The sequence below is a fragment of the Vibrio mimicus CAIM 602 genome, assembly GCF_000338875.1.
GTDB classification, from domain to species: domain Bacteria; phylum Pseudomonadota; class Gammaproteobacteria; order Enterobacterales; family Vibrionaceae; genus Vibrio; species Vibrio mimicus.
This window is the reverse complement of record NZ_AOMO01000029.1, coordinates 129,356-152,179: the sequence shown is the minus strand read 5'-3', so window position 1 is coordinate 152,179 and position 22,824 is coordinate 129,356. Positions and strand designations below refer to the sequence as shown.

At 46.9% G+C, this 22,824-nt stretch carries 18 protein-coding genes and 2 pseudogenes; 1 reads left to right on the top strand and 19 read right to left on the bottom strand.

What is annotated here, in order from left to right; all coding sequences use genetic code 11:
* Positions 1-17: 17 nt before the first annotated feature.
* The 5 genes from D908_RS10085 to D908_RS10105 form a co-directional block, all read right to left on the bottom strand.
* Positions 18-809: a DUF1338 domain-containing protein gene (locus tag D908_RS10085; protein ID WP_005524384.1), complete on the bottom strand. Its 792-nt coding sequence runs from the start codon at positions 807-809 to the stop codon at positions 18-20.
* A gap of 96 nt (positions 810-905) precedes the next feature.
* Entirely contained in the window at positions 906-2,363 is a 1,458-nt protein-coding gene (astD, locus tag D908_RS10090; RefSeq protein ID WP_005524382.1) for a succinylglutamate-semialdehyde dehydrogenase, read from the bottom strand.
* A gap of 9 nt (positions 2,364-2,372) precedes the next feature.
* On the bottom strand, positions 2,373-3,392 hold the full coding sequence (astA, locus tag D908_RS10095) for an arginine N-succinyltransferase (protein ID WP_005524381.1): 1,020 nt from the start codon (positions 3,390-3,392) through the stop codon (positions 2,373-2,375).
* A 149-nt stretch (positions 3,393-3,541) separates the two neighbouring features.
* Positions 3,542-4,753 (bottom strand): aspartate aminotransferase family protein, encoded by a 1,212-nt coding sequence (locus tag D908_RS10100; protein WP_005524379.1) that lies wholly within the window; start codon positions 4,751-4,753, stop codon positions 3,542-3,544.
* A 478-nt stretch (positions 4,754-5,231) separates the two neighbouring features.
* Positions 5,232-5,810 carry an aminodeoxychorismate/anthranilate synthase component II gene (locus D908_RS10105; RefSeq protein ID WP_005524377.1) on the bottom strand — a complete coding sequence of 193 codons (579 nt, stop codon included), beginning with the start codon at positions 5,808-5,810 and terminating at the stop codon, positions 5,232-5,234.
* 292 nt (positions 5,811-6,102) lie between these two features.
* Here D908_RS10105 and rimO point away from each other — a divergent pair, with 292 nt between their 5' ends.
* Positions 6,103-7,515, top strand: coding sequence for a 30S ribosomal protein S12 methylthiotransferase RimO (gene rimO / locus D908_RS10110; RefSeq protein ID WP_005524375.1), 1,413 nt, complete (start codon positions 6,103-6,105; stop codon positions 7,513-7,515).
* Between the two features lie 78 nt (positions 7,516-7,593).
* Here rimO and D908_RS10115 read toward each other — a convergent pair whose 3' ends face one another.
* The 14 genes and pseudogenes from D908_RS10115 to pilM form a co-directional block, all read right to left on the bottom strand.
* A complete protein-coding gene (locus D908_RS10115; RefSeq protein WP_005524373.1) occupies positions 7,594-10,203 on the bottom strand; it encodes an endonuclease/exonuclease/phosphatase family protein in 2,610 nt (869 codons plus the stop codon).
* Positions 10,204-10,499: 296 nt separating this feature from the next.
* Positions 10,500-11,267 (bottom strand): substrate-binding periplasmic protein, encoded by a 768-nt coding sequence (locus D908_RS10120; protein ID WP_005524371.1) that lies wholly within the window; start codon positions 11,265-11,267, stop codon positions 10,500-10,502.
* Positions 11,268-11,416: 149 nt separating this feature from the next.
* Positions 11,417-12,433: a tryptophan--tRNA ligase gene (gene trpS, locus D908_RS10125; RefSeq protein ID WP_000042606.1), complete on the bottom strand. Its 1,017-nt coding sequence runs from the start codon at positions 12,431-12,433 to the stop codon at positions 11,417-11,419.
* 127 nt (positions 12,434-12,560) lie between these two features.
* Complete coding sequence (locus D908_RS10130; RefSeq protein WP_005524369.1) at positions 12,561-13,241, bottom strand: phosphoglycolate phosphatase; 681 nt, start codon at positions 13,239-13,241, stop codon at positions 12,561-12,563.
* 19 nt (positions 13,242-13,260) lie between these two features.
* Positions 13,261-13,935 carry a ribulose-phosphate 3-epimerase gene (gene rpe, locus D908_RS10135; RefSeq protein WP_000651343.1) on the bottom strand — a complete coding sequence of 225 codons (675 nt, stop codon included), beginning with the start codon at positions 13,933-13,935 and terminating at the stop codon, positions 13,261-13,263.
* 126 nt (positions 13,936-14,061) lie between these two features.
* Positions 14,062-14,895: a Dam family site-specific DNA-(adenine-N6)-methyltransferase gene (locus tag D908_RS10140; protein WP_005524367.1), complete on the bottom strand. Its 834-nt coding sequence runs from the start codon at positions 14,893-14,895 to the stop codon at positions 14,062-14,064.
* A gap of 126 nt (positions 14,896-15,021) precedes the next feature.
* Positions 15,022-16,434, bottom strand: a pseudogene (locus D908_RS10145) (AAA family ATPase); the annotation flags it as partial.
* Between the two features lie 53 nt (positions 16,435-16,487).
* Positions 16,488-17,573 carry a 3-dehydroquinate synthase gene (gene aroB / locus D908_RS10150; RefSeq protein ID WP_005524364.1) on the bottom strand — a complete coding sequence of 362 codons (1,086 nt, stop codon included), beginning with the start codon at positions 17,571-17,573 and terminating at the stop codon, positions 16,488-16,490.
* Positions 17,574-17,600: 27 nt separating this feature from the next.
* Positions 17,601-18,125, bottom strand: a complete 525-nt coding sequence (gene aroK / locus D908_RS10155; RefSeq protein ID WP_000818614.1) for a shikimate kinase AroK — start codon at positions 18,123-18,125, stop codon at positions 17,601-17,603.
* A 186-nt stretch (positions 18,126-18,311) separates the two neighbouring features.
* Positions 18,312-20,027 carry a type IV pilus secretin PilQ gene (locus tag D908_RS10160; RefSeq protein ID WP_005524362.1) on the bottom strand — a complete coding sequence of 572 codons (1,716 nt, stop codon included), beginning with the start codon at positions 20,025-20,027 and terminating at the stop codon, positions 18,312-18,314.
* A 25-nt stretch (positions 20,028-20,052) separates the two neighbouring features.
* Positions 20,053-20,571: a pilus assembly protein PilP gene (locus tag D908_RS10165; protein ID WP_005524360.1), complete on the bottom strand. Its 519-nt coding sequence runs from the start codon at positions 20,569-20,571 to the stop codon at positions 20,053-20,055.
* Positions 20,561-21,151, bottom strand: a complete 591-nt coding sequence (locus D908_RS10170) for a type IV pilus inner membrane component PilO (protein WP_000135848.1) — start codon at positions 21,149-21,151, stop codon at positions 20,561-20,563. The genes D908_RS10165 and D908_RS10170 overlap by 11 nt, the downstream gene beginning before the upstream one ends.
* Entirely contained in the window at positions 21,144-21,728 is a 585-nt protein-coding gene (locus tag D908_RS10175; protein ID WP_000903041.1) for a PilN domain-containing protein, read from the bottom strand. Before D908_RS10175 ends, D908_RS10170 begins: the two co-directional genes overlap by 8 nt.
* Positions 21,718-22,733: pseudogene (pilM, locus tag D908_RS0119345) on the bottom strand (type IV pilus assembly protein PilM). The gene D908_RS10175 and the pseudogene pilM overlap by 11 nt, the downstream one beginning before the upstream one ends.
* Positions 22,734-22,824: the final 91 nt, after the last annotated feature.

Sequence of the window (22,824 nt, the reverse complement as noted above, 5' to 3'; positions counted from 1 at the left end):
TGTATCACACGACAACCTTAGCGGTTCGTGCTTTCAAAAATCTTATCCGCCGATGCTTCGACAAATCCGGGGTAGAGCAACCCATTTGCCATTGGGTAGCGTTTGGCGAACTCATAAAAACCACCGGGGATCATCTCCGCGCCTTCGTTAAAACGCACTAAGACTTTATCCGCCATAGTTGAAGATTGCTCTAGCAGCACTTCCGGCGTGCCTTTCACTTCCCCACCCGATTCATTAATGCTAAATCCATGCTGACGCAGATGGTCATTGACCTGTTTGACTTCATGCAAAGCGTTGAGCTGATTGACACTCACCGTAAAGTGGTTTGCACCATAGCCGTGTGCGGCGAGCCAAGCCGCGTACTCACTCTCTTTAGCTAAGGTGAGATAATCGGCATGGCTTAAGCTCCATAAACGACCACCATACAGAAAGTCCTCTCCTGCTAACGCTTCGTCATCTACCTGAGCAACCAACTTCGTCACAATGGCTTGCAGCGCTGGTGAACACTCTTCGACTTTCAGTTCACTGATGAAGACTTTCGGTTGCAAAGGGTCCGGATGTTCAAAATGCTTGGCTGCCAGCTTTTTGCTTTTGAATTCATACTCACCACACGGCTGATAGCCGAGCGCTAAAAACGGCTTCGCCAAAGTTTCTAAACCCAGCGGTGCAACATTAAAAGTCCGCAGCGCGATGTGATCATTAATCAGTGGCTCATCTTCTTGTAGTAGTTGATGCACTTTCTCTGCCGACGGGCAAAGGCGCTCAATATAATCATTCCAGAGCGATTGAAATAAAGCTGTTGGCGTCATAACGCCTCCTTGTTAATCCAGTGGCAAGAGTAAAAAATATCAACCTGTGACGAAAAAAGTGCCCGCTTGGCTGCGCAGGCACAACGTAAATTATGCTTAGAGTTCGATTCCCGGGCTCAAAGTAGCAGGCAACTGAGTTGCATCACCTTCCATAGATGCCATCGGATAAGCGCAATAATCGGCGGCATAAAAAGCACTCGGGCGTAAATTGCCTGACGCGCCAGGGCCACCAAACGGTGCATCACCACTTGCTCCGGTGAGCTGGCGGTTACGATTGACTATGCCAGCGCGAATATGATCAACAAAGTACTCCCACTCTTCATCTTGTGTTGAGACAAGTCCGGCGGATAAGCCAAAGCGGGTATCATTGGCTAGTTCCACCGCTTGCACCAAGGTTTGATAACGCACCACTTGTAGCAAAGGCCCGAAATATTCATCATCCGGTAAAAACTCAATCGCTGTGACATCAATGATCGCAGGTGTGATAAACGCAGCATGCAAAGCGCGAGCTTCAAGCAGACTTTTACCGCCTAATGCTTGTAGATGGGATTGCGCATTGAGGATCGCTTGTGCCGCAGCTTCAGAAACTAACGGCCCCATAAACGGTGCGGGCTCAGCAAATGGCTGATCGATACGGAGCTTAGCAGTTACGGCAACCAGTTTCTCAAGCAGCGCATCCCCTTTCACCCCAAGTGGAACATACAAACGGCGCGCACAGGTACAGCGTTGACCACTGCTGATAAACGCGGATTGAATAATGGTGTAGACGGTCGCGTCCAAATCGCCATAGTGCTCCGAAATCACCATGGGGTTATTGCCGCCCATTTCCAGAGCCAGCATTTTGTCCGGCTGACCAGCAAATTGGCGGTGCAACAGATGCCCGGTATTGGCGCTGCCCGTAAACAATAAGCCATCAATGCCCCGCGATTGCGCCAGCGCGATCCCTGTCTCTTTCGAGCCTTGTACCAGATTGATCACACCAGCCGGAATGCCCGCTTCTTGCCACAGAGACATTAAGACTTCACCAGTCCACGGCGTTTGTTCGGAAGGTTTGAAAACCACGGTATTGCCCGCGAGCAGAGCTGGCACTATATGCCCATTGGGCAAGTGGCCGGGGAAGTTATAGGGTCCAAAAACCGCCATTACCCCTAAAGGGCGATGGCGCAATACCAACTGATTACCCGCCGCTTCACGCACGTTTTCTCCGGTACGCTCATGATAAGCACGAATCGAGATCGCGATTTTTCCGGCAATCGAAGTTGCCTCAGTGCGCGTTTCCCAAAGCGGTTTTCCCGTTTCTTGGGCAATCACTTTCGCAATACGCTCACTGTTGGCTTTTACTAACTCCGCAAACGCCAGCACGATCTGTTCACGCTCTGCAAACGAGCGTTTTTTCCAATCGAGAAAAGCCAAACGAGCCGCACTCACTGCCTCTTCTACCTGCTTATCACTGGCGCTGTAGCCTTGCCATAAAAGCTCATGGCTATAAGGCGTATGTGATTCCAGCTTGTCACCCGTTCCCGTAACCCATTCGCCTGCTATCCAATGTGTCATTGCTATCCCCTACTGCGCCAAAATCCGTAAATAATCCCCAGTGCTCACTTCTAATGCCGCGGCAACTTTGGGCGAAATGATCACCGCGTTATCTTCTTGGCTATAAGCCGCTTTGGCAGCCGTAGCGCGGAAGTTCTCAAACGAGGTATTACACATCAAAAAGTTCTGTGAGCTCGAGTGTTCCGCGACTTCTACCATCGCGCGCACTGAGTGGCGCACCGATTCGATATTGCTCAGCTCACACTCCACGGTTGGACCTGCATCAAAAATGTCGACGTAATTTCGGCAGGTAAAACCCTCTTTCTCAAGCAATACCAAGGCAGGTCGCGTGTTTTCATGCACTTGACCAATCACCGCTTGCGCTTCTTTACTCAACAAGTTGACGTAAATCGGTAATTTTGGCATTAAGTCTGCGATAAAGCCTTTCTTGCCAATGCCAGTGAGATAATCGGCCAAAGTGAAATCAATCGAGAAAAAGTGCTCTTGCAACCATTTCCAGAATGGCGAGTTACCTTCTTCATCTGATACGCCGCGCATCTCCGCAAAAATGGTTTTTGAAAAGCGGTGCGGATGTTCAGCCATCATCAGAAAACGGCACTTGGACATCAAACGTCCATTCAAGCCTTGGCGAAATTGCGGACGCAAAAACAGAGTGCAGATTTCGCTGCATCCAGTGTAGTTGTTACCGAAGGTCAGCAGCTTAACCACATTGTTGACACCCAGTTTGGGGGAAGAGTGCACTATGGTGCTGATGTGATAGGAATAAAAAGGGACATCCCAACCAATGGAGGCTTCAATGCCCGTGGTTCCGGCCACTTGCCCAGTTTCACTATCCACCCCCACCATCAAGTAGCCTTCATCCCCCGGCGTGGTTACGTTCGGTTTACTGAAGCTGTATTCTGAATGGGTAATGCGATTGGTCAACAGTTCTTGATCAACCGGTAATGAGGTGAAGCCATGTCCAGACTCGACGGCGCACGTATGCAGCGCCTCATAGTCCGCCATGCTAATAGGACGAACAACCAACATCTTTACTCCCTCCCGATGCGTATTCTCTGCATTTTCGAAAGAGGGCGAACGATTTTAGCTCTCCGTTCGCCCCAGATCCTTGATGCAGTGAGTGATAGCGCAAACCTCCGAGGTTCGCGGTCAGGGCTTGCAGTACAAGCCCATCGCTATCACACCAGTGTGGCGATCGCTTTGTCTAAGCGAGCCATACCTTCTTCTATTTCTTGTTGGCTGATGATTAGTGATGGCGTGAAACGAACGACGCTCGCCCCTGCCACCAACACCATCAAGCCTTGCTTGCCTGCGGCAACCAGAATGTCACGTGCACGGCCTTGCCACTCATCGTTCAGTGCTACACCGAGCAACAAACCTTTACCACGGATCTCTTTGAAAATATGGTATTTCTCATTGAGTTTGGTGAGTTCAGCGCGCATCCACTGCTCACGCTGCTTCACACCCGCTAGAATTTCAGGCTGGGCAACGAAATCCACCACAGCTTCTGCCACGGCACACGCCAACGGGTTACCACCGTATGTCGAACCGTGTACGCCAACTTTCATGTGTTCAGCAATTTTGGTTGTGGTTAGCATGGCACCAATCGGGAAGCCACCACCGAGTGATTTGGCGGTTGCCAGAATATCTGGCGTAACGCCAATGCCTTGATAAGCATAGAAATCACCGGTGCGGCCATTACCCGTCTGCACTTCATCGAACACCAGTAGCGCATTGTGTTTGTCACACAGCTCACGTACGGCTTGCACAAATTCAGCACTAGGCGAAATAATGCCACCTTCTCCTTGCAGTGGTTCCATCATTACCGCGCAGGTACGATCCGAAATCTGTGCTTGCAGCGCAGCAAGATCGTTATAAGGCAGGTGAACAATGTCGCCCGGTTTAGGACCAAAGCCATCCGAGTAAGTCGCTTGGCCACCAACAGAGACAGTAAAGAAAGTACGTCCGTGGAAACCTTGGTTAAAGGCAATAATTTCAGACTTCTCAGGGCCATACACATCGGCCGCATAGCGGCGTGCCAGTTTCAGCGCCGCTTCGTTTGCTTCGGCACCTGAGTTAGCAAAAAAGACTTTCTCAGCAAAGCTCACTTGGATGAGCTTTTTCGCCAGACGCAGCGCTGGCTCATTGGTCATTACGTTGCTTAAATGCCACAGCTTATTGGCTTGCGTGGTCAGAGCTTGCACCATCACTGGGTGACAATGTCCCAAACAACTCACCGCAATCCCGCCAGCGAAGTCAATGTACTCATGACCTTGCTGATCCCAAATCCGTGAACCAAAACCTTTTACCGGAATAAACTCCATCGGGTTGTAGCAAGGTACCATCACCTCATCAAACGAACTCCGATTCACACTCATTTCCACCGTCATTACCCATTCCTTCTTGATACCGCATGCCTAGAGATAAGCAAATCTTCCACAAAATGCCCCTGTGTTAGATTATGTATTTACTTAAAGCATTTGCAGCATTGTATTTACAATTATTTAACCATTTCAATGGTGAAATATCCTGTATCCGATACAAGACGCCATCAACAACACACCACGAATGACTATTTATGCAATAAAAAAGATTAATTATGAAGCTATTTTTATAAAAAGAAGGAAAATGAATAAGCGATGCAGGAAAATCAATCACTGGAAGAGATAGCAGAATCCACTATGAATAAGCACAAAAAGCCATCAAATCATTTTAAATGTTTGATAAAAAGCGAAAAAAGTGATCGGCGTCAGAGCTTATGCCCTACACATAAGCCTTCTAGATAGGCGAAAAAATCAAATCCAACACCCTGAACATCGTTAAAGTAAAATGCTGCGTATACATCTATCGATATTAAGGCAGAGAGTGTTAACGGCGTAAGAAATTGGCCAATAACTGATGCCCTTGCTCAGTTTTGATCGACTCAGGATGAAACTGCACTGCCTCAAGCGGTAAGGTTTTGTGTTGAAAGCCCATGATTTCGTCGATACTGCCATCACTGAGTTCTGTCCATGCAGTCAATTCAAAGCACTCTGGTAAAGTATCATTTTTTACGACCAGTGAATGGTAGCGAGTCACCGTGAGTGGATTGTTCAGCCCAGAGAATAGGCCTTGCCCAGTATGGCGAATAGGTGACGTTTTACCATGCATGACCTGACGAGCACGCACTACTTGCCCACCAAAAACTTGTGCGATCGCTTGATGCCCTAAGCAGACCCCTAAAATCGGTAGCTGCCCAGCAAACGCGTCAATCGCCGCGAGCGAGATCCCCGCTTCATTGGGAGTACATGGCCCAGGAGAAATCACCAAATGTGTCGGTGCTAGAGCGCGGATCCCATCAAGATCGATTTCATCATTGCGCACTACTTTCACCTGAGCCCCTAACTCACAAAAGTATTGGTACAGGTTGTAGGTGAATGAATCGTAGTTATCGATCATGAGTAGCATAAGCATCCTTCTTCGCGGCGGGAAATCAGTGGCATTCTACGAATCTCACCCACACTTTCAATGGAAACCTCTTCATGATGCCATAGCAGCTCACCCTGCCGATAACTAACCCTTTGCTAGCTCGTCCTCTTTGTCCACTTTTTGTTCATTTTTTCTGCTTCACCTCTATTCAATTTTTTCTTGTCAGTTATAATTCGCCGACTTTTTAGACCCCGCTCACGTTCTCTGTTGCCTGCGTTTGCAACATCGAATCAGCAGGCGAATAAACCATAATTAGGTAGCACACAGAGCAATGACAGTTCAGACTTTTACGCCAAATCAAACCACAACTCTAGAGACGGCGAAAAAAACCATCGCAGAGCAAAGCCAAAACAGCCAAACCACTGGCAACAAGATTGGTTTTGTTTCGTTAGGTTGCCCGAAAAACTTAGTGGATTCAGAACGCATTCTGACCCAACTGCGTACCGAAGGTTATGAGATCGTCAACAGCTACCACGATTCTGATGTGGTGATCGTCAACACCTGTGGTTTTATCGACAGTGCGGTACAAGAGTCTCTGGATACCATTGGCGAAGCGTTGAAAGAGAACGGCAAAGTGATTGTGACTGGCTGCCTAGGTGCACGCGAAGATGAAATTCGCCAAGTACACCCGAACGTACTCGGCATCACAGGCCCACACGCTTATCAAAACGTGTTGGAGCATGTACACCAATACGCGCCAAAACCAGTACATAACCCGTTTACCAGCCTAGTGCCGGATCACGGTGTAAAACTGACACCAAAGCATTACGCCTACCTGAAAATTTCTGAAGGCTGCAACCATCGTTGTACTTTCTGCATCATTCCATCGATGCGTGGTGACTTAGTCAGCCGCCCAGTGGGTGAAATTATTGGTGAAGCAGAACGCCTGAAAAACGCGGGTGTGAAAGAGCTGCTCGTGATCAGCCAAGACACCAGTGCTTACGGTGTGGATACCAAACACAGCTTAGGTTTCGCCAACGGTTCTCCTGTACGCCATAACATCAAGGCACTGAGCGAAGAACTGGGCAAAATGGGCATTTGGGTTCGTCTGCACTACGTTTACCCTTACCCACATGTGGATGAAATCATCCCATTGATGGCTGAAGGAAAAGTGTTGCCTTACTTGGATATTCCATTCCAACACGCCAGCCCACGTGTTCTGAAAATGATGAAGCGTCCGGGCCAAGCTGAGCGCACTTTAGAACGCATCAAAAAATGGCGTGAGATCTGCCCAGAGCTCGTGATCCGCTCAACCTTTATCGTGGGCTTCCCGGGCGAAACTGAAGAAGATTTCCAAATCCTGCTTGATTGGCTGAAAGAAGCACAACTCGATCGCGTTGGCTGCTTTAAGTATTCACCAGTTGAAGGCGCTATGGCGAATGAGATTGAAGACCAGATCCCAGAAGAAGTGAAACAAGATCGTTTCGAACGCTTTATGCTGGTGCAGCAAGAGATCAGTGCCGCCAAACTGCAAAAACGCATCGGCAGCACCATGCAAGTGCTGATTGATGAAGTCGATGAAGAAGGCGCGATCGGCCGTACTTATGCCGATGCACCGGAGATCGATGGTTTAGTTTACCTCAACAGTGAAACCAATCTGAAACCGGGTGAATTGGTCAACGTTGTGATTGAACACGCCGATGAATATGACCTGTGGGGCAGCGTACTGCACGAAGCGCAGTAAGTTGATGCCATAAACTCATAAAGCAAAAAGGCTAGCGCAAGCTAGCCTTTTGTTTATCAATAATATCGCTTTCTATTTCTAGCGACGGCGACGCCACATTCCAAGACCGAATAGGCCAAGCAATGCGCCTAAACCTAGTGAGCCACCGTAGATGTTAAGCTCCAGTACTGCTGGATCATGATCCGAGGCGCGGAACTGATCGCTGTATTTCGGCAAGTTGCCTTTGAACTCATTGTTGTAGTCAAACAGCGTCGATTCCGCACCATTGATGTGCCAATCGGTCGCATCCACCACATTGTTTTTGAGGCTTGGGCTGACCAACAGATGATCCAGCGCGCCGACTTCATCATTAAACGAGTAGCTCCAGCTGTCTGGGTGCTTCATCGCAACTGCGTTGAGATAGCCGTAACTGTGTTTGATCTCTGCGCCCGCATCACCAAACTGCTCAACACCCGCAATGTAAGTATTGCGTGCTGCGCGAATGGTTTTACCGTATTTTTCTGGCGTGTAGTCAGTCAATATCAGCATTGGATCTTCCATGCCGTATGAATTCATATCGCCTAGAATGACTTTGTGCCCATCAATTTTGCTGAGCGCATCACCCAACGCGACTGCCGCAGCCACACGGAAGTTCTCACAAGCGCCTTGGTAATCCAAATCTTGACCACCTTGTCCGCCTTGCTCAACTGGTGCGGCATCCTCCCAACAGGCTGAACCTTTAGATTTGAGGTGATTCACCGCTACTGTGATTTTCTCGTTGCCACCTTTCACTTTAAAAGTAGGAGCTAAGGTATCACGCTGGTAGTTCTTGCCATCTTCAATCACTTTACCGTTCGCATCCACCACTTCTGGTGCTTGCTGACTTGGCATTGGAATGACACGATTTTTCGCCAACTTCACCACTTTATCGCGGTAGATGACACCTGTTGTGATCACATCTGTGCCCAGTGAATCCGCTGCATCGGTTTTGCCATCGCCATTAGAATCAATCGCTACAAAGCGGTAATGTTTTTTCTTATCCGCTATTTGGCTGTTGAGCTGGTTAACCAACTGTGCAATTGCAGAACCTTCACCAAAGCCGTTATTTTCAATTTCCATTAAGCCGACGATATCGGCATCCAAACGGACAATCGCATTCACAATCTTAGCTTGCTGTACTTCAAACTCGGCAAGGTTGCTTGCACCACGGCTGCCACCATGCTGATTAGCATCACCACCAAATGGCGAGTTGAAGTAGTTAAGAACGTTGAAGGTTGCGATGCGCAGATCACCTTCATCCATATCTGGCTTTGCTTCACGTGGCGCGTTATGCACCAAATTTTCCTGAGTGATGGTGTTCGTCGCAATTAGGCGATATTCGTTATAGCTGTAGCTCAGTACCCCTTCGAGACCTGAAACCGTGTCATCAATACGCAGGTAATCTTCGGTTGAGCCATCTTGATCCACATCGGTGCGACCAAACGTTGGGTAATACGGAATTTGACCATCAGGTGCTTTGACATCCGATTCCACAAACAAGCGTCGCTGTGCGTTATCCTGCTTCTGCTGCTGAGCTTGCTCTGAACCCGCAGGATGTTGTTGGTTTGGCTGCATATTAATGCGACCTTGCGCCAACACCATATTGTTACGGCGAGCATCATAGTCATAACCAAAAGTACGAGTCACACGCATATCCAGCTCAGGCGTGGTTTTCACCAACATGCCTTCGTAGCGCTCTAACGTTTGCGCAAAATGCTCGTCCGATGAAAGGATGTCTATCGCTTGCGCTTCTGGTGCGGCTTGCTGGCCTTGCTTCACCCACTGATTGTTTTCCGCCTTCAGCTGAGTCAGGTTGTAATACTCTTGCACCTTGCCTTTTACGCACACCACATCGCCCGGCACGAGATCGGAACTACTTTGGTTAGTGAAGACAAACAGACCCTCAGATGTATTCGGGTTGTAATCATCTTCCAGAGCTTGAAGATAGAAGCCTTTGGTGAGACCTGTTGTTACTGCACTAACAACGCCTTTCACGAAGAACTCTTCATTGGTGATGTAAGGGTAACCTTGAATATACGGAGATGTGCTACCTTCACCTTGAATTTGCTGGATAGTTGTAAAGCTTGGTTCTGCACCATCAACCGTACAATTGAATGCGGTAGGTGGTGTGCTGGTATCAAGCGCGCCAAGGCCATCAATATTGTCTTTGCCTTGCGATGCCCAATCCCCAGCCTGGTAAGTGGCACTTGGTGTTAGCTTAGTTCTTGCTAACGTGTTGTCTTTAGCAAAATCTGTCCCGCCCATGTTGCCGACAACATCATGCACGCTGCCATCGCTATTGAGCAACGCAACCGGATCATTACCGTTGAAATTAACCACCGTATTATTGGTGATATCAGCGGTCGCAAGAATCGCACCGCTGGCACTGCCGTGTGCAATCACCAGAACATCGTGTGCTGCAATTACCTGTCCATCGAGCGGCAGGGTTTTATCCCAGTTACCACTGCCATTGGTTGACATTGCCAGTTGGTAGCCATTGAGGCTGACGACTTGATCGGAAGTATTAGCAATTTCAATCGCCTTATTGAAACTACTGCCTTCAACGTACTGGGAAATCAATACATCGGCATACGTTGGCGCAGCCAAGCCGAATGTGATGGCCAATGCCAATGTAGAACGCGTTAAATTAGGGGTTGATCTCATTTCCATGATGCACCTTTTTCTCCCTGTTCTTTACCAATCGTAAACAGGGTGTTTTTAGTCACTGTTTGGTTGAAGCAAAAACCACTTTGCGCGATGAGTGTTGCCATTTTTCATGCAACACGGAAACATTCATCATTAGTATTGAGATATCCATCTCATCACCTGAGCAAATACTTGAATCGGGAGCAAAGTTTCAACAAGCAAGGTAAGTGGGTTTTACAACCAGCAGATGTCAGTAGGATTAAGATTTGAATGCATCAAAAGAGCTGAAGAATGGGCACGTTTTCCTATAGCTCAAAGGGCTATTGAGGAGATTTCAAAACGAGGTAGCGATCAAACACCATTTGGGCATGACCTGTTTTTTGAGCTTCCAGAATGTATTGATTCAAGCCTTCAACAAGTAGTAACGCATTAGGCAAGCTGCGGCGAACCTGAATATGGTACTGTTTATATTGACCAAGAGATTGGTGAACAATAGAACGCTCTAATTCGTAGATTCCTAGCTGAATCCCACCGTAGATAGGCTCCACTTCACTCACAAACCAGTCACAACGCTCTTTTTGCAGCATGTTGAGTGCGTGTTGTACCGAATTTAAATAGAGCGATGGCTTTCGGGGTAACGTGAAGTTTTCATAGTTAAAACCATTCACTCCACACAATACCCCCTCTGTTGTAGAGGCGGAGAGTAAATCCTTCTTTTGATCTGCGAGAGTGAAATACCCTAATTGAATGGTGTAGAGCGGCACAGAGAAATAGCTGTACACTTCTCGTTCCATTTGGTGGCTGGCATCCCACGTCAGATCGCAACGGCCGCTATCATGAGCCAGTTCATGCTGAATCCGCGCCCAAGGCATAAACTTAAGCTGATAATCAATATGCTGAGCTTTTAACGCTTCAAACACCAATGTGGTTGCTGAACCTGTCAATGATGCCGTTTTCTCTTGCTCTGAGGTTCCCTGCCAATAGGTAAAAGGTGGCCAAACATTCACATCCCCCACACAAATACGCAGCGGATTAGCAAAAGCGCCATTTGCGATCAAAGCTAACCCCAGCAACAAAAGATGTCTCATATGCAAAACTCATCGTGGTGACTATGACTTAAAGTGTAGCCTTCTACCTATGAAAGGAATGCATAAGAGAAAACGCCTGCGACAGAAAAGAATAAAGCTAGATAACCTAGCTTTATTCTTGATCTTATTGTCACATTTGCCAATACAACTTATGGACGAGCAACAAAACCGACGGCTGCGTACACTTTTTTCAGAGTTTGCAGTGCTTTAGCAGAGGCTTTTTCTGCACCATCACGCATTACGCTGTTGAGGTATTCACGATCATTACGAATACGGTGGTATTCCGCCTGAACAGGCTCAAGCATAGCGACAATCGCCTCACCCACATCTTTCTTAAATGGGCCGTACATTTCTACGCCAGCATACTGAGCTTCAATCTCTGCGAAGGTTTTCCCTGTTGCAGCAGAATAGAGTCCCATCAAGTTCGCGATGCCCGCTTTGTTTTCGACATCGTAAGCGATGCGAGGTGGTGTTTCGGCATCAGTCTGCGCTTTATTGATCTTCTTGATGATCGATTTAGGGTCTTCCAGCAAGGTGATCACGTTCTTGCGGTTATCGTCTGATTTCGACATTTTCTTTGTCGCATCTTGCAGACTCATTACACGTGCATTCACTGTTGGAATATAAGGCTCAGGAATCGTAAAAATTGGCTGTTCTGGGCTGTAGATATTATTGAAACGGGTAGCAATATCACGCGCCAATTCAAGATGTTGTTTCTGGTCGCTGCCCACCGGTACTTGGTGTGCACCATACAACAGAATATCCGCCGCCATCAGCACTGGATAACCAAACAGACCCGCGTTGACATCGTTGGCGTAACGAGCGGATTTGTCTTTAAACTGAGTCATACGGCTGAGTTCACCCATCTGTGTATAACAGTTCAAAACCCAACCCAATTGAGCATGCTCAGGTACATGTGACTGAACAAATAGCGTGCTCTTTTTCGGATCAACACCAACAGCTAGACAGATAGCCAAAGCATCTAATGTCGCTTCATGCAGTGCTTTCGGATCTTGGCGAACCGTAATCGCATGCAAATCAACAACACAGTACTGGCAGTCATAGTCATCTTGCATCTGTTGCCATTGACGTAGAGCACCCAAGTAGTTACCGATACTTAGTTCACCTGACGGTTGAACACCACTCAATACAATGGGTTTGCTCATGGGTTTGATTTCCTTGTGACTGAAATTGAAATTACACAAAACAAAGTGAGAAAAACCGCGCACGGAGTCTGCGCGGTTCAAGCAGTGTACTCATTAACGAGTATTTTACTAGTGCGTACGGCAACTTTTACGCCGAAACGAGCACCACTTCAAGCAGTGCCGCGATGTCATCGGCCACAAAGTCTGGGCCCGCATCAGCAATAGGTTCACCATGGTTGTAACCGTAGGTCAAACCAAAAGAAGGGCAACCTGCATTTTTAGCTGCCAGAATGTCGTTTTTCGAATCACCAACCATCAACATTTGCTGTGCAGTGAGTTGATGCTTTTCGAGCAACCAGTTCAGTGCCATAGGATCCGGCTTCTTATTTGGGAAAGTATCGCCACCAATCACATCACTAAAAAAGTGGTCGATACCATGCTGCTCAAGCACTTCAGGAACGAACTTGGAAGGCTTATTGGTCACGAGTGCTAAAGTAAATCCCGCATTCTTCAGCTCAGTTAATGTTGACTTTACATTGGCATACAAGTGGCTCAACTTATGACCTGTTTGCGCGTAAAAACCATCAAATAGGTGGCGAGCTTGCTCACGCAGCTCTGTGCTGAGTTCTGGATTAATAGTGAGACTCTGGCTTAATGCGCGTGCAACTAACACATCAGCACCATTGCCCACATAATCACGCACTTGCGCTTCGCTTACCCCTGGGTAGCCAACAGCTTGTACGGCTTGATCTGCTGCAACCGCCAAATCTGGCACGCTATCGAGCAGCGTACCATCCAAATCAAAAGCAATTAATTTTATTGATTTCAAAACAACATCCTAGAAGAGATTAAATCTTGGCTTTCGCCAGTTCTGCGCGCATCTGCTCAATTACGGCGTGGTAATCTGGCTGACCAAAAATGGCGGAACCTGCAACAAACATATCCGCGCCCGCTTCTGCGATTTCACGGATATTATCCACTTTGACACCACCATCAATTTCCAAACGAATTTGGCGACCGCTTTGCTTAATACGCTCACGCACCGCACGCAGTTTATCTAAGGTGTGGGGAATGAAAGATTGACCACCAAAGCCAGGGTTCACCGACATCAGCAGAATCAAATCGACTTTATCCATGATGTAGTCGAGGTGATGCAAAGGCGTTGCTGGGTTGAGTACCACGCCGGCCTGACAACCACACTCTTTGATCAGTTGCAAAGTACGATCAACATGCTCTGATGCTTCCACGTGGAAAGTGATCATCGATGCGCCCGCTTTAGCAAAATCCGGAATAATGCGATCGACAGGTTTTACCATCAAATGCACATCAATCGGCGCAGTAATGCCGTAATCACGTAATGCTTTACAAATCGGCGCGCCAAAAGTCAGGTTCGGTACGTAGTGGTTGTCCATCACATCGAAATGCACCACATCCGCGCCTGCGGCGAGTACCTTTTCAACGTCTTCGCCTAAACGGGCAAAATCTGCGGAGAGAATGGATGGAGCAATTAGAAAATCTTTCATACCGACCTCATTAGGAATTGAATGCGAGCTGAACACAATGTGGCCGCCATTCTACCTAAGCTCGCTACGAGATCCTAGCGCACTGCTTGCAGCTAATCGGCGAAATCCGCCGCTTAGCCCACAAGATCACTGATTGTGTTGAAGGCCGGGAGTGAATAAAGCCAATAGCTCATCAACTTTATTGCGCCCAGCACCATTACGGCTGATGGTACGGTTCACTTTGACCACACTAAGCCGTGCATTTTGATAAATTTCTCGAGTCTGAGCCGTATCATGATTGGAAATCAGCACAGGAATTCTACGCTCTTTTGCCGTGTTATCGGCCATATCAGCCAAGGCTTTCTGATCAAGCATAGTGAAACCATTACCTGCATAAGAGGTAAAGTTGGCCGTATTCGATAACGGTGCGTAAGGGGGATCACAATAGATCACGCTATCGCTTTGCGCGCGGGCAAATGTCTCACCATAAGAGGCGCAGATAAACGTTGCACGCTGTGCTTTGTTGGCAAAAAACTCCAGCTCTTGCTCTGGAAAATAGGGCTTTTTGTAGGAACCAAACGGCACATTGAAGCCCCCTTTCTTGTTGTAACGGCACAGGCCGTTAAAACCAAATCGGTTCATGTACAGAAAGGCAAGCGAACGAAACATTACATCATCGCTTTGGTTAAACTGCTTGCGAATATCGAGATAGGCTTCTTTGCGGTTATTTTCCGGCACGAACCAACGCTTGGCTTCCGAAATGTAAGACTGCGGCTGCGTTTTCAGCAGGTTGTAGAAATTGATCAGATCAGGATTGATGTCCGCCAGCAGATAACGCTCGAAATCGGTGTTAAGAAAAACCGAACCAGCGCCAACAAAAGGCTCCACGAGCTCACGAGCCTCTGGTAGATGACGTTGAATGTCCTCTACTAGGCTATATTTACCCCCAGCCCATTTCAGAAAGGCGCGCTGCTTTTTCATCTACTGCTCTAATCTTTCGCCACAAAATAAGGCTGCGGAATGTAACATATTTTTCAGTGAAGCTCAGGTTTATTTCTTACGCTCAATTTCCCGCTGTACTTGGCTGAGCGATTTCGCCCAAGGGCCTAAAGCTTGTAGCGGAGCAGAGAGTTTTTCCGAAGCATCCCGCGCCATTTGAATGGTCGGATAATTCCCCATTGTGACGATAAACCACTCCACATCATTACGCAGTGTTGGATAGACGTAGGCTTTGTTTTCCAGCTTGTGCTCATCAATAAATGCCTGAACATCTGACATTGAATTCATGGCAGCGAGCTGGAGGGTGTAGCTGCGTGGCGACATGGCTTTCAGTTCATCACGCGCAAAAGAAAATCGAACGGATTTAGGCTGAGAGGTTTGAGCGGGCGTTTGCTCCAAGGTTTGAGTTTTCAGCTCTGTTGCCGCTTGGGTTGATTCAACCAGATTATTGATAGCCGAAGTATCGGCAGTTTCTGCTTTACCTTGCAGTAGTGCATCCACCACATCAGAGTTAATCACGACGCGCTTACCATCATCTTCGATGCCTACGCTCGCGGTAGTATCGACTACATCAGGCGGTAAAGCGGCAGAGTCATCCACTGCGCCAAAATCATCTCCATTATTTGAAGTCGATTCTGAGCCAGACGCAGCATCACCTTGGCCTGTATTCCCAGTCGTTGTGTTAAGTGTTGGAATGGCTGTTTGTTCGCTCCCTGTCGTTTCAGAGGCAAGCCCGTCTTCAGGTACAGGTTTAGAAAGTAGCCACCAATAGCCACCGCCGAGTAATAACAGCAGTAACAACACAACTAAAGCAATGTTAAACGGTGAACCGACAATCGAGCGGATCACGACTCGTTTTTCACTTTTGGTTTCCGCCAACGCCATAATTTCCCCCGGTAACGGATTCACTTTTTTATAAGCATTACGCACTTTACGCTCAAGTTGCGAATCAACATAGCGCATGACTCTATTTTCGAATAAGCGATCCGCTTCGTCTTCGGACAACATCTCAATTTCTAAATCGACGGGCTTATGCTCTTGGCCATAGCTAAGACGAGTGAGCAATGCATCAAGGCCATTATCTTGAGCAAATAAGACGACATTGACGTTCCAACGCGGATTACCTTGCGCTTCCAGCACCAGCATCCATAACTCGGAAACTAAAGATTCATTAAGGAGATGCGCATCATCAACCACGATCACTATATCGCAGCTAAGATCAGCAAACAGGCGAGTAAAACTCTCCACCAAAGAATCTTTCGGGTTATACAGCGGTTCGGAAACCAACTGTGACAGTACCGTTACTCGACGCTGTTCATCATTTTGATTTGGATGACACATCAGCAAAGACTGGTTTTTATCTTGTGCCCAACTCTCTAAAAAGCGTTGGGCAAGCCAAGATTTACCCGCCCCTTGACGACCACAAACATTCACCAAATTAGAACCAAAGCGAGTCAGCAGTTGCAACCGCTCCAATAGTTCAGTTTGAGATTCTAAATCCAGTTCATGTGCCAAACTCATTGGGCCATCCTAATGACAATTGTCTGATATCAAAATGTTTCGCAAATACCTAGTTATACGGTGCGGCAATATTCTATGGCTTGTTCAATCACCGCTTCAGGCACACCTTTAACCACTGCCGAAGTACCGATACTGGTCGGTAAAACTAAACGTAGCTCACCTGAGAGTACCTTTTTATCACGCATCATATGCTGCATAAAATCCGCAAAGGTCATGCTATCGGGTGTGCGAATAGGTAATTGTGCTTTTTTCAGTATAGCCACGATGCGCTCAAACTGGGTTTGATCGATAAGACCATGTAGCAACGCTGTTTTTGCGGCCATCACAGTGCCAGCCGCAACGGCTTCACCGTGGAGCCAGTTGCCGTAGCCCATGTGTGCTTCAATCGCATGGCCAAAGGTGTGACCAAGATTGAGTAAAGCTCGGATTCCCGACTCTTTTTCATCTTGCGCCACGACATCTGCTTTAATTTGGCAACAGCGAGCAATCGCATAGGTTAAGGCTTGTTCATCCAGAGCATACAAGGCATCCATTTGCTCTTCTAACCAGTAGAAAAACGCTTCATCGTAGATGATGCCGTACTTGATGACTTCGGCCATACCCGCCGCGAACTCACGCTTTGGCAGTGTGGCTAAACAATTAGTATCAATCACTACCGCTTTCGGTTGGTAAAAGGCACCAATCATGTTCTTACCGAGCGGGTGATTAACCGCCGTTTTCCCCCCAACCGAAGAATCAACTTGCGACAATAAGGTGGTGGGAATTTGAATGAAATCGACCCCTCGCTGATAACAAGCCGCAGCAAAACCGACTAAATCGCCAATCACACCACCACCAAGCGCAATGATCATCACATCGCGGCTGTAATTGTGCTCAAGCAAAAAACTCATCACTGTGTTGAAGGTTTCTAGGGTTTTATATTGCTCTCCATCAGGCAACTCAAGCAAAGCATGCTGACAGCCGATCTGTTCGAGCAGGGAGATAATGGAAGAAGCATACAGAGGGGCAACCGTTTGATTGGTGATAATCACCACCTTCTGTTTTGCCGAAAGAGAAAGAAGCGCCGGATTGGCAAACAATCCGGCACCGATTGAGATTGGGTAGCTACGTTCACCTAAGTTGACCGTAATCCGCTCCATGGTTTTGCACTCCAATTCGAAGAAACATTACATTATGTGTTCTTCTAGCATTTTTACGATCTGGTTGGCTACCACTTTTGCACTTTGATCGTCGGTACGTACAGTGATATCAGCGATCTCTTCGTACAGAGGATTACGATCTTCGGCCAATTGCTCTAACACATCTCGTGGGCAATCAGTCTGCAGTAGTGGACGCTTTTTATCGCGATTGGTACGTGCTAGTTGTTTTTCGATAGTGGTCTCAAGATATACCACGATGCCACGAGCAGACAGTCGGTTGCGGTTCTCTTTACTAATTACTGAGCCACCACCCGTCGCCAGTACGATACCCTGTTGCTCGGTTAGATCGTTAATGACGGCTTCTTCGCGTTTGCGGAAACCTTCTTCACCTTCAACATCAAAAACCCATGCGATATCCGCTCCGGTACGTTCTTCGATAACCGTATCAGAGTCGATAAACTCCATGTGCAGTTGTTGAGCTAGGTGTCTACCAATTGTGCTTTTGCCAGCGCCCATAGGGCCAACAAGGAAAATATTGCGTTTCTCAGCCATGTTCAGCAGTAATTTACAACGTTAATTCAATGACATCGCCACAAGAGTTGCTGGACATACGCCAACTATAGGAATGCTTGTGGCACCTATTCCTCACCGATATTTCGTGATAAGACCCGAAATTATCTAGATATGGTGCCACTATTGCAACTTTAATTTTTGTTCGCTTGTTACACACACGCTAAGTTATTGAATGACCACTTTCGGTGTGACGAAAATCAGCAGCTCACTTTTGCCCATTTGTTCGTAAGTTCGTCTAAACAACGCACCTAAAACAGGGAGATCACCTAGCAACGGCACCTTATCCACTGAATTATTGATGCTGTGTTGGAAAATGCCACCCAACACGACGGTTTCACCATTATTGACCAGAACTTGTGTACCAATACGCTGTGTATCGATCGATACCGCTTCACCTGTTCCTGTTTTCACCGTTTCGCCACGACGGTCCTGAGTCACACTCAAATCCAGTACTAAACGATTATCCGGCGTAATTTGTGGTGTCACTTTCAAGCTCAACACGGCTTTCTTGAACGATACGGTTGTTGCACCACTAGATGAAGATTCGAGATAAGGAATTTCAGTACCTTGTTCAATATACGCAGGCTGTTTATTGGTCGTAATCAAACGAGGGCTAGAAATGATTTCTGCCTTCGATTCATTTTGTAACGCAGATAGCTCTAAATCCAATAAGGTATCTGAGCCCAACTTAGCAACTTGGAAAGCGATAGAAGAGGCATTAGCGGACGTAGAAGCTAAGTTAACATTCAAAAATTCATCAACTGGAAACTCATCTTCCGCCAGCAGTCCTTGTTGCCATAAGTTACTTTCAATTGTTCCACCCACAGAGTGGCTGCCGTTGGTTGACATAACACCCCAACGCACACCAAGCTCATCCAAGTTACCTTCTTTTACGGTGACAATACGTGCTTCAATCTGGACTTGCTTGACCGGAATATCTAGCGATTCGATGATTTCACGGATCACCGCGATATTATCGGGCAATTCACGAATCAGCAGTGAGTTAGTACGCTCATCAATACTGATCGTGCCACGCTCAGACAGCATATTGACGTTACCTTCACCACCAATCATTGATGCGATATCAGATGCTTTGGCAAAATTAATTTTGATGATTTCAGATTTTAAATCACCTAACTCTTCTGCCATACGTGCTTTTTCTAACGCTTGTTTCTCACGCAAATCCAGCTCTTCTTTTGGCGCAATCAGGATTACATTGCCATCAACGCGTTTATCAAGCCCTTTAACCTGCAGGATAATATCCAGCACTTGCTGCCAAGGTACACCATCCAAACGCAAAGTCAGATTGCCCGAGACTGAGTCTGAAACAACGAGGTTGAAACCGTTATAATCAGCAATCAACTGCAGTACGTTACGCACTGGAATGTCTTGGAAGTTAATCGAGATCAGCTTGCCCTCTTTTTCCAAAATACTTTTAGGCTGAGGCTTCTCGTCTGCTTTGAGCTTGCTGATTACCACCTCAAGGTATTTCCCTTTTAAAGTGTAGTCATGCTTAAACTCACCTTCGATGGTTGCAATAAGCTGGGTACTGGGTTCTTTACGGAAGACTTCTACGCTTTGTACTGGTGTAGAGAAATCCTTCACATCCAATAAATAGAGTTTGTCATCTGCCACATCGGTTTTCAGGAGCTCAATACTCAGCCCTTCTTGGACTTTTTGTACATCCACCACCGCTGATGGCGAAGCCAATTCGACAATCAACACAGCCGCTTTGTCTTTATTGACCCGAAAATCAATGTTCTCTAGTTGATTGGCGGAAGCTGATTCAGCGCTAATCGCCAAGGAAGAAGCACAAAGTGCCAAGCCTGCCCATAAGGTCAGCCAAGTCTGTGCGACATAAGTTTTCAATCCATTTCTCATCATTATATCTCTATACTTCAACCAATTATTTTAAAGCCAGCTTGACGTTACGCTGATTCCAACACCCTAAGCCATCAGGCAAAGTTTCGTTAATTAATAAATAGTTATCATCCACTCGTGTAATTTTTCCGTTATTGTTACCCACGTACTGTCCTGCTTTAACTTTGACGACATTACCCGCGGGGGTTTGCACTAACGCCGAGATGGATCCGCCACTGCTCATTACCCCTTTCAGGCGCAATTGACTTAATGGATAACGCTCTAATGGGCCATTTTTAGCTCGTGGAGAAGGCTGCCAGCAGTCTGATTTCGCAACAGGTTGGTTTTGCACCAAAGCTTCTTTAGGTAACACAAATGGCTCACGTCCTGAGTGCTGTTGATAGGCCGTCACTTCAAATTCCAAAATCGGTTTGAGTTTAGTGACTTCCTTGCGTGCCTCACGTTCTACTTGTGCGACATAACCGGCCAGATCTTCTTGATTAGCCTTACACCCCACCAACAGAAACAAGGTGATGAGAGACAACCATGCAGGGTTATTTTTCATCTTCAACCTCCTGTTTAAACTGGTAGGTGTAAGCTTTTACCCGGAAGTGTAGAGTGCTACTTTCTTGGCTCACCCGCTGCCAATCCACGTCATCGAAATTGATGATGCGCGGTAGTTTGGCAATCGCCTCTGAAAAATCGCCGATATCGTGATAGTTACCCGTCAGTTCAATATTGAGCGGTAGACGGTAGAGGAATTCTTGTGTTTGGCGCTCACCCCAGTCGATACGCGTAAAGGTCAGCGAATTATCGAGACCAAGTTGGTTAACGGAGGCAAGCATGCTGGCCAGCTCTTTTTGAACTGGTAATTGTCGCAATAGAAAATCATAACGCTCTTTCAATTCATCTAACTGAGCTTGGATCTGCGGTAACGCTGCTACTTTATTGGCTTTGATCCTTAAGGTCGCTTTTACCGTTTCCTCTTCTTGTTTTAACGCCACAATTTCATCTTGCTTGGGCATAAGATAAAACCAGTAGCCAGCGCCTTGAATTAGCAACATCAACAACAAGATAACAAGCAGCTGAGGCAGCAATGGCCATTCTGCAATTTCATCCAATTCTAATTCTTGAAAACTAGCCATTATGCGTACCTCCATTTTTCAGGTCAGGGACTGGCGTCAGAATTTGAAATGAGACTTTGAATGTCTGGAATTGCTTACCAAAGCGTTTATTACCCGAAACAATCTCATGCATCTCCACCTCACCTAACTTGGCGGATTTTTCCAGGTTATCGAGCATGGTCGCTAAGCGCGCGGTGGAATCGCTGATCCCCGAAATCTCAATGTCATGACCATTCATTTTGATCTTGTCGACATAAACTCCCTCGGGAATAAGAGTCGGCATTTGGTTCATAAAGTCTGTAGTCTTATTGCGTTTTTGCTGCAACTGCTCAACAACAGTAAGACGAGTCAGCAGCGCTTTATGCTCTTCCTCGGCCATTTTGAGTTTAGCGATTTGCTGATCCAACGAGAAGATGTGTTGCTTCAAATAGCCAATTCGTTCCTGCTGCTTTGCAACTTGACTGCTTAAGTATTCTCCAGCCCCAAATTGCATGAGTACAGCCATCAAAACGCCAAGAACAACGAGCCCTAAAAAACGCCGTTTATGTGCTTCGCGACGCTCATCTCGCCACGGTAATAAGTTAATGTTATGCAGCATGTTCACTCTCCAACCATGCTAAACCACGCAATGCAAGGCCAGCGGCAGTGCTAAAGCGCTGCCCATCAGCCACTTGGCGCTTGCGTCTTGAGACATTCGTTTTGAATAGTGAGAATGGATTCAACACTTCACAGGGAAGTGATAAACGTTGGTGTAACGCTTCCTCAAGTCCAGCAATGGTTGCACCGCCGCCGGAAAGCCATAAACCGCCAAGACTTTGAGCTCCATGTACGGAGGTGAACAATTGAATTTGGCGCGCAACCTTATCCACGAATTCATTAACAAAACGTTGAGTGGGGTCCTGCATTAATGAATCGCCTAATACGGGAGTGCTGCTCGGCTCTGCGCCCAACACTCGCGTACCCAATGGAACATCTTTGTAAAAAGGCATTTTTTCTGCGAAATCAAGGCACAATGAACTCTGGGTATGGCCAATATCAATCAGCATCCAATCCGGTCGTCGATAGGCACGGCTAGCGAGCTGCCATAAATGGAGCAAGCTATGGACTTGCACATCCATCAAAATCGGCTCAAACCCTGCTTTCTTACTCGCTTGTAAGCGGCTTTCCACTACTTCTTTTTTCGTGGCATAGACTTGGAAGGTGCTTGTACTACTGCGCGCGATATTTTTTTCCGCCACTTTGACGAAATCGAGGCTAAGATCTTCAACGGGAAATGGAGACTGATGAGAGAAGGCTGATAGATGGCAAATTCCTGTTCTCGACGCTCAAGATCGCTATCTATTTGTAATACTTTGCTAATTACAGCGTTATCCGGAATTGCAATCGCGACTTTGTGACTAAATAAGGGCAACCCCTTTTTTAGTTCTTTGAGTTTCTTTACAATTTTCTGATAATCGAGCGTGTGATTATCGGTGAAAATATCAGCGGTAACGAGCAACTCCTCATACCCCATAAGCGCATAAGTGTCGCCCATAGGTTTGAGCACTACGGCTTTTATGCTGTGGTGGCCGATATCAATACCCGTAACTAATGTTTTACCCATGAGGCTGAGCTCCAGTAAATATGTTCAGCTCGATATGCCTATTTCTCAATAAATAGGCAGATGATATTTTGCGAGCTAAGGTTTTAGCCTA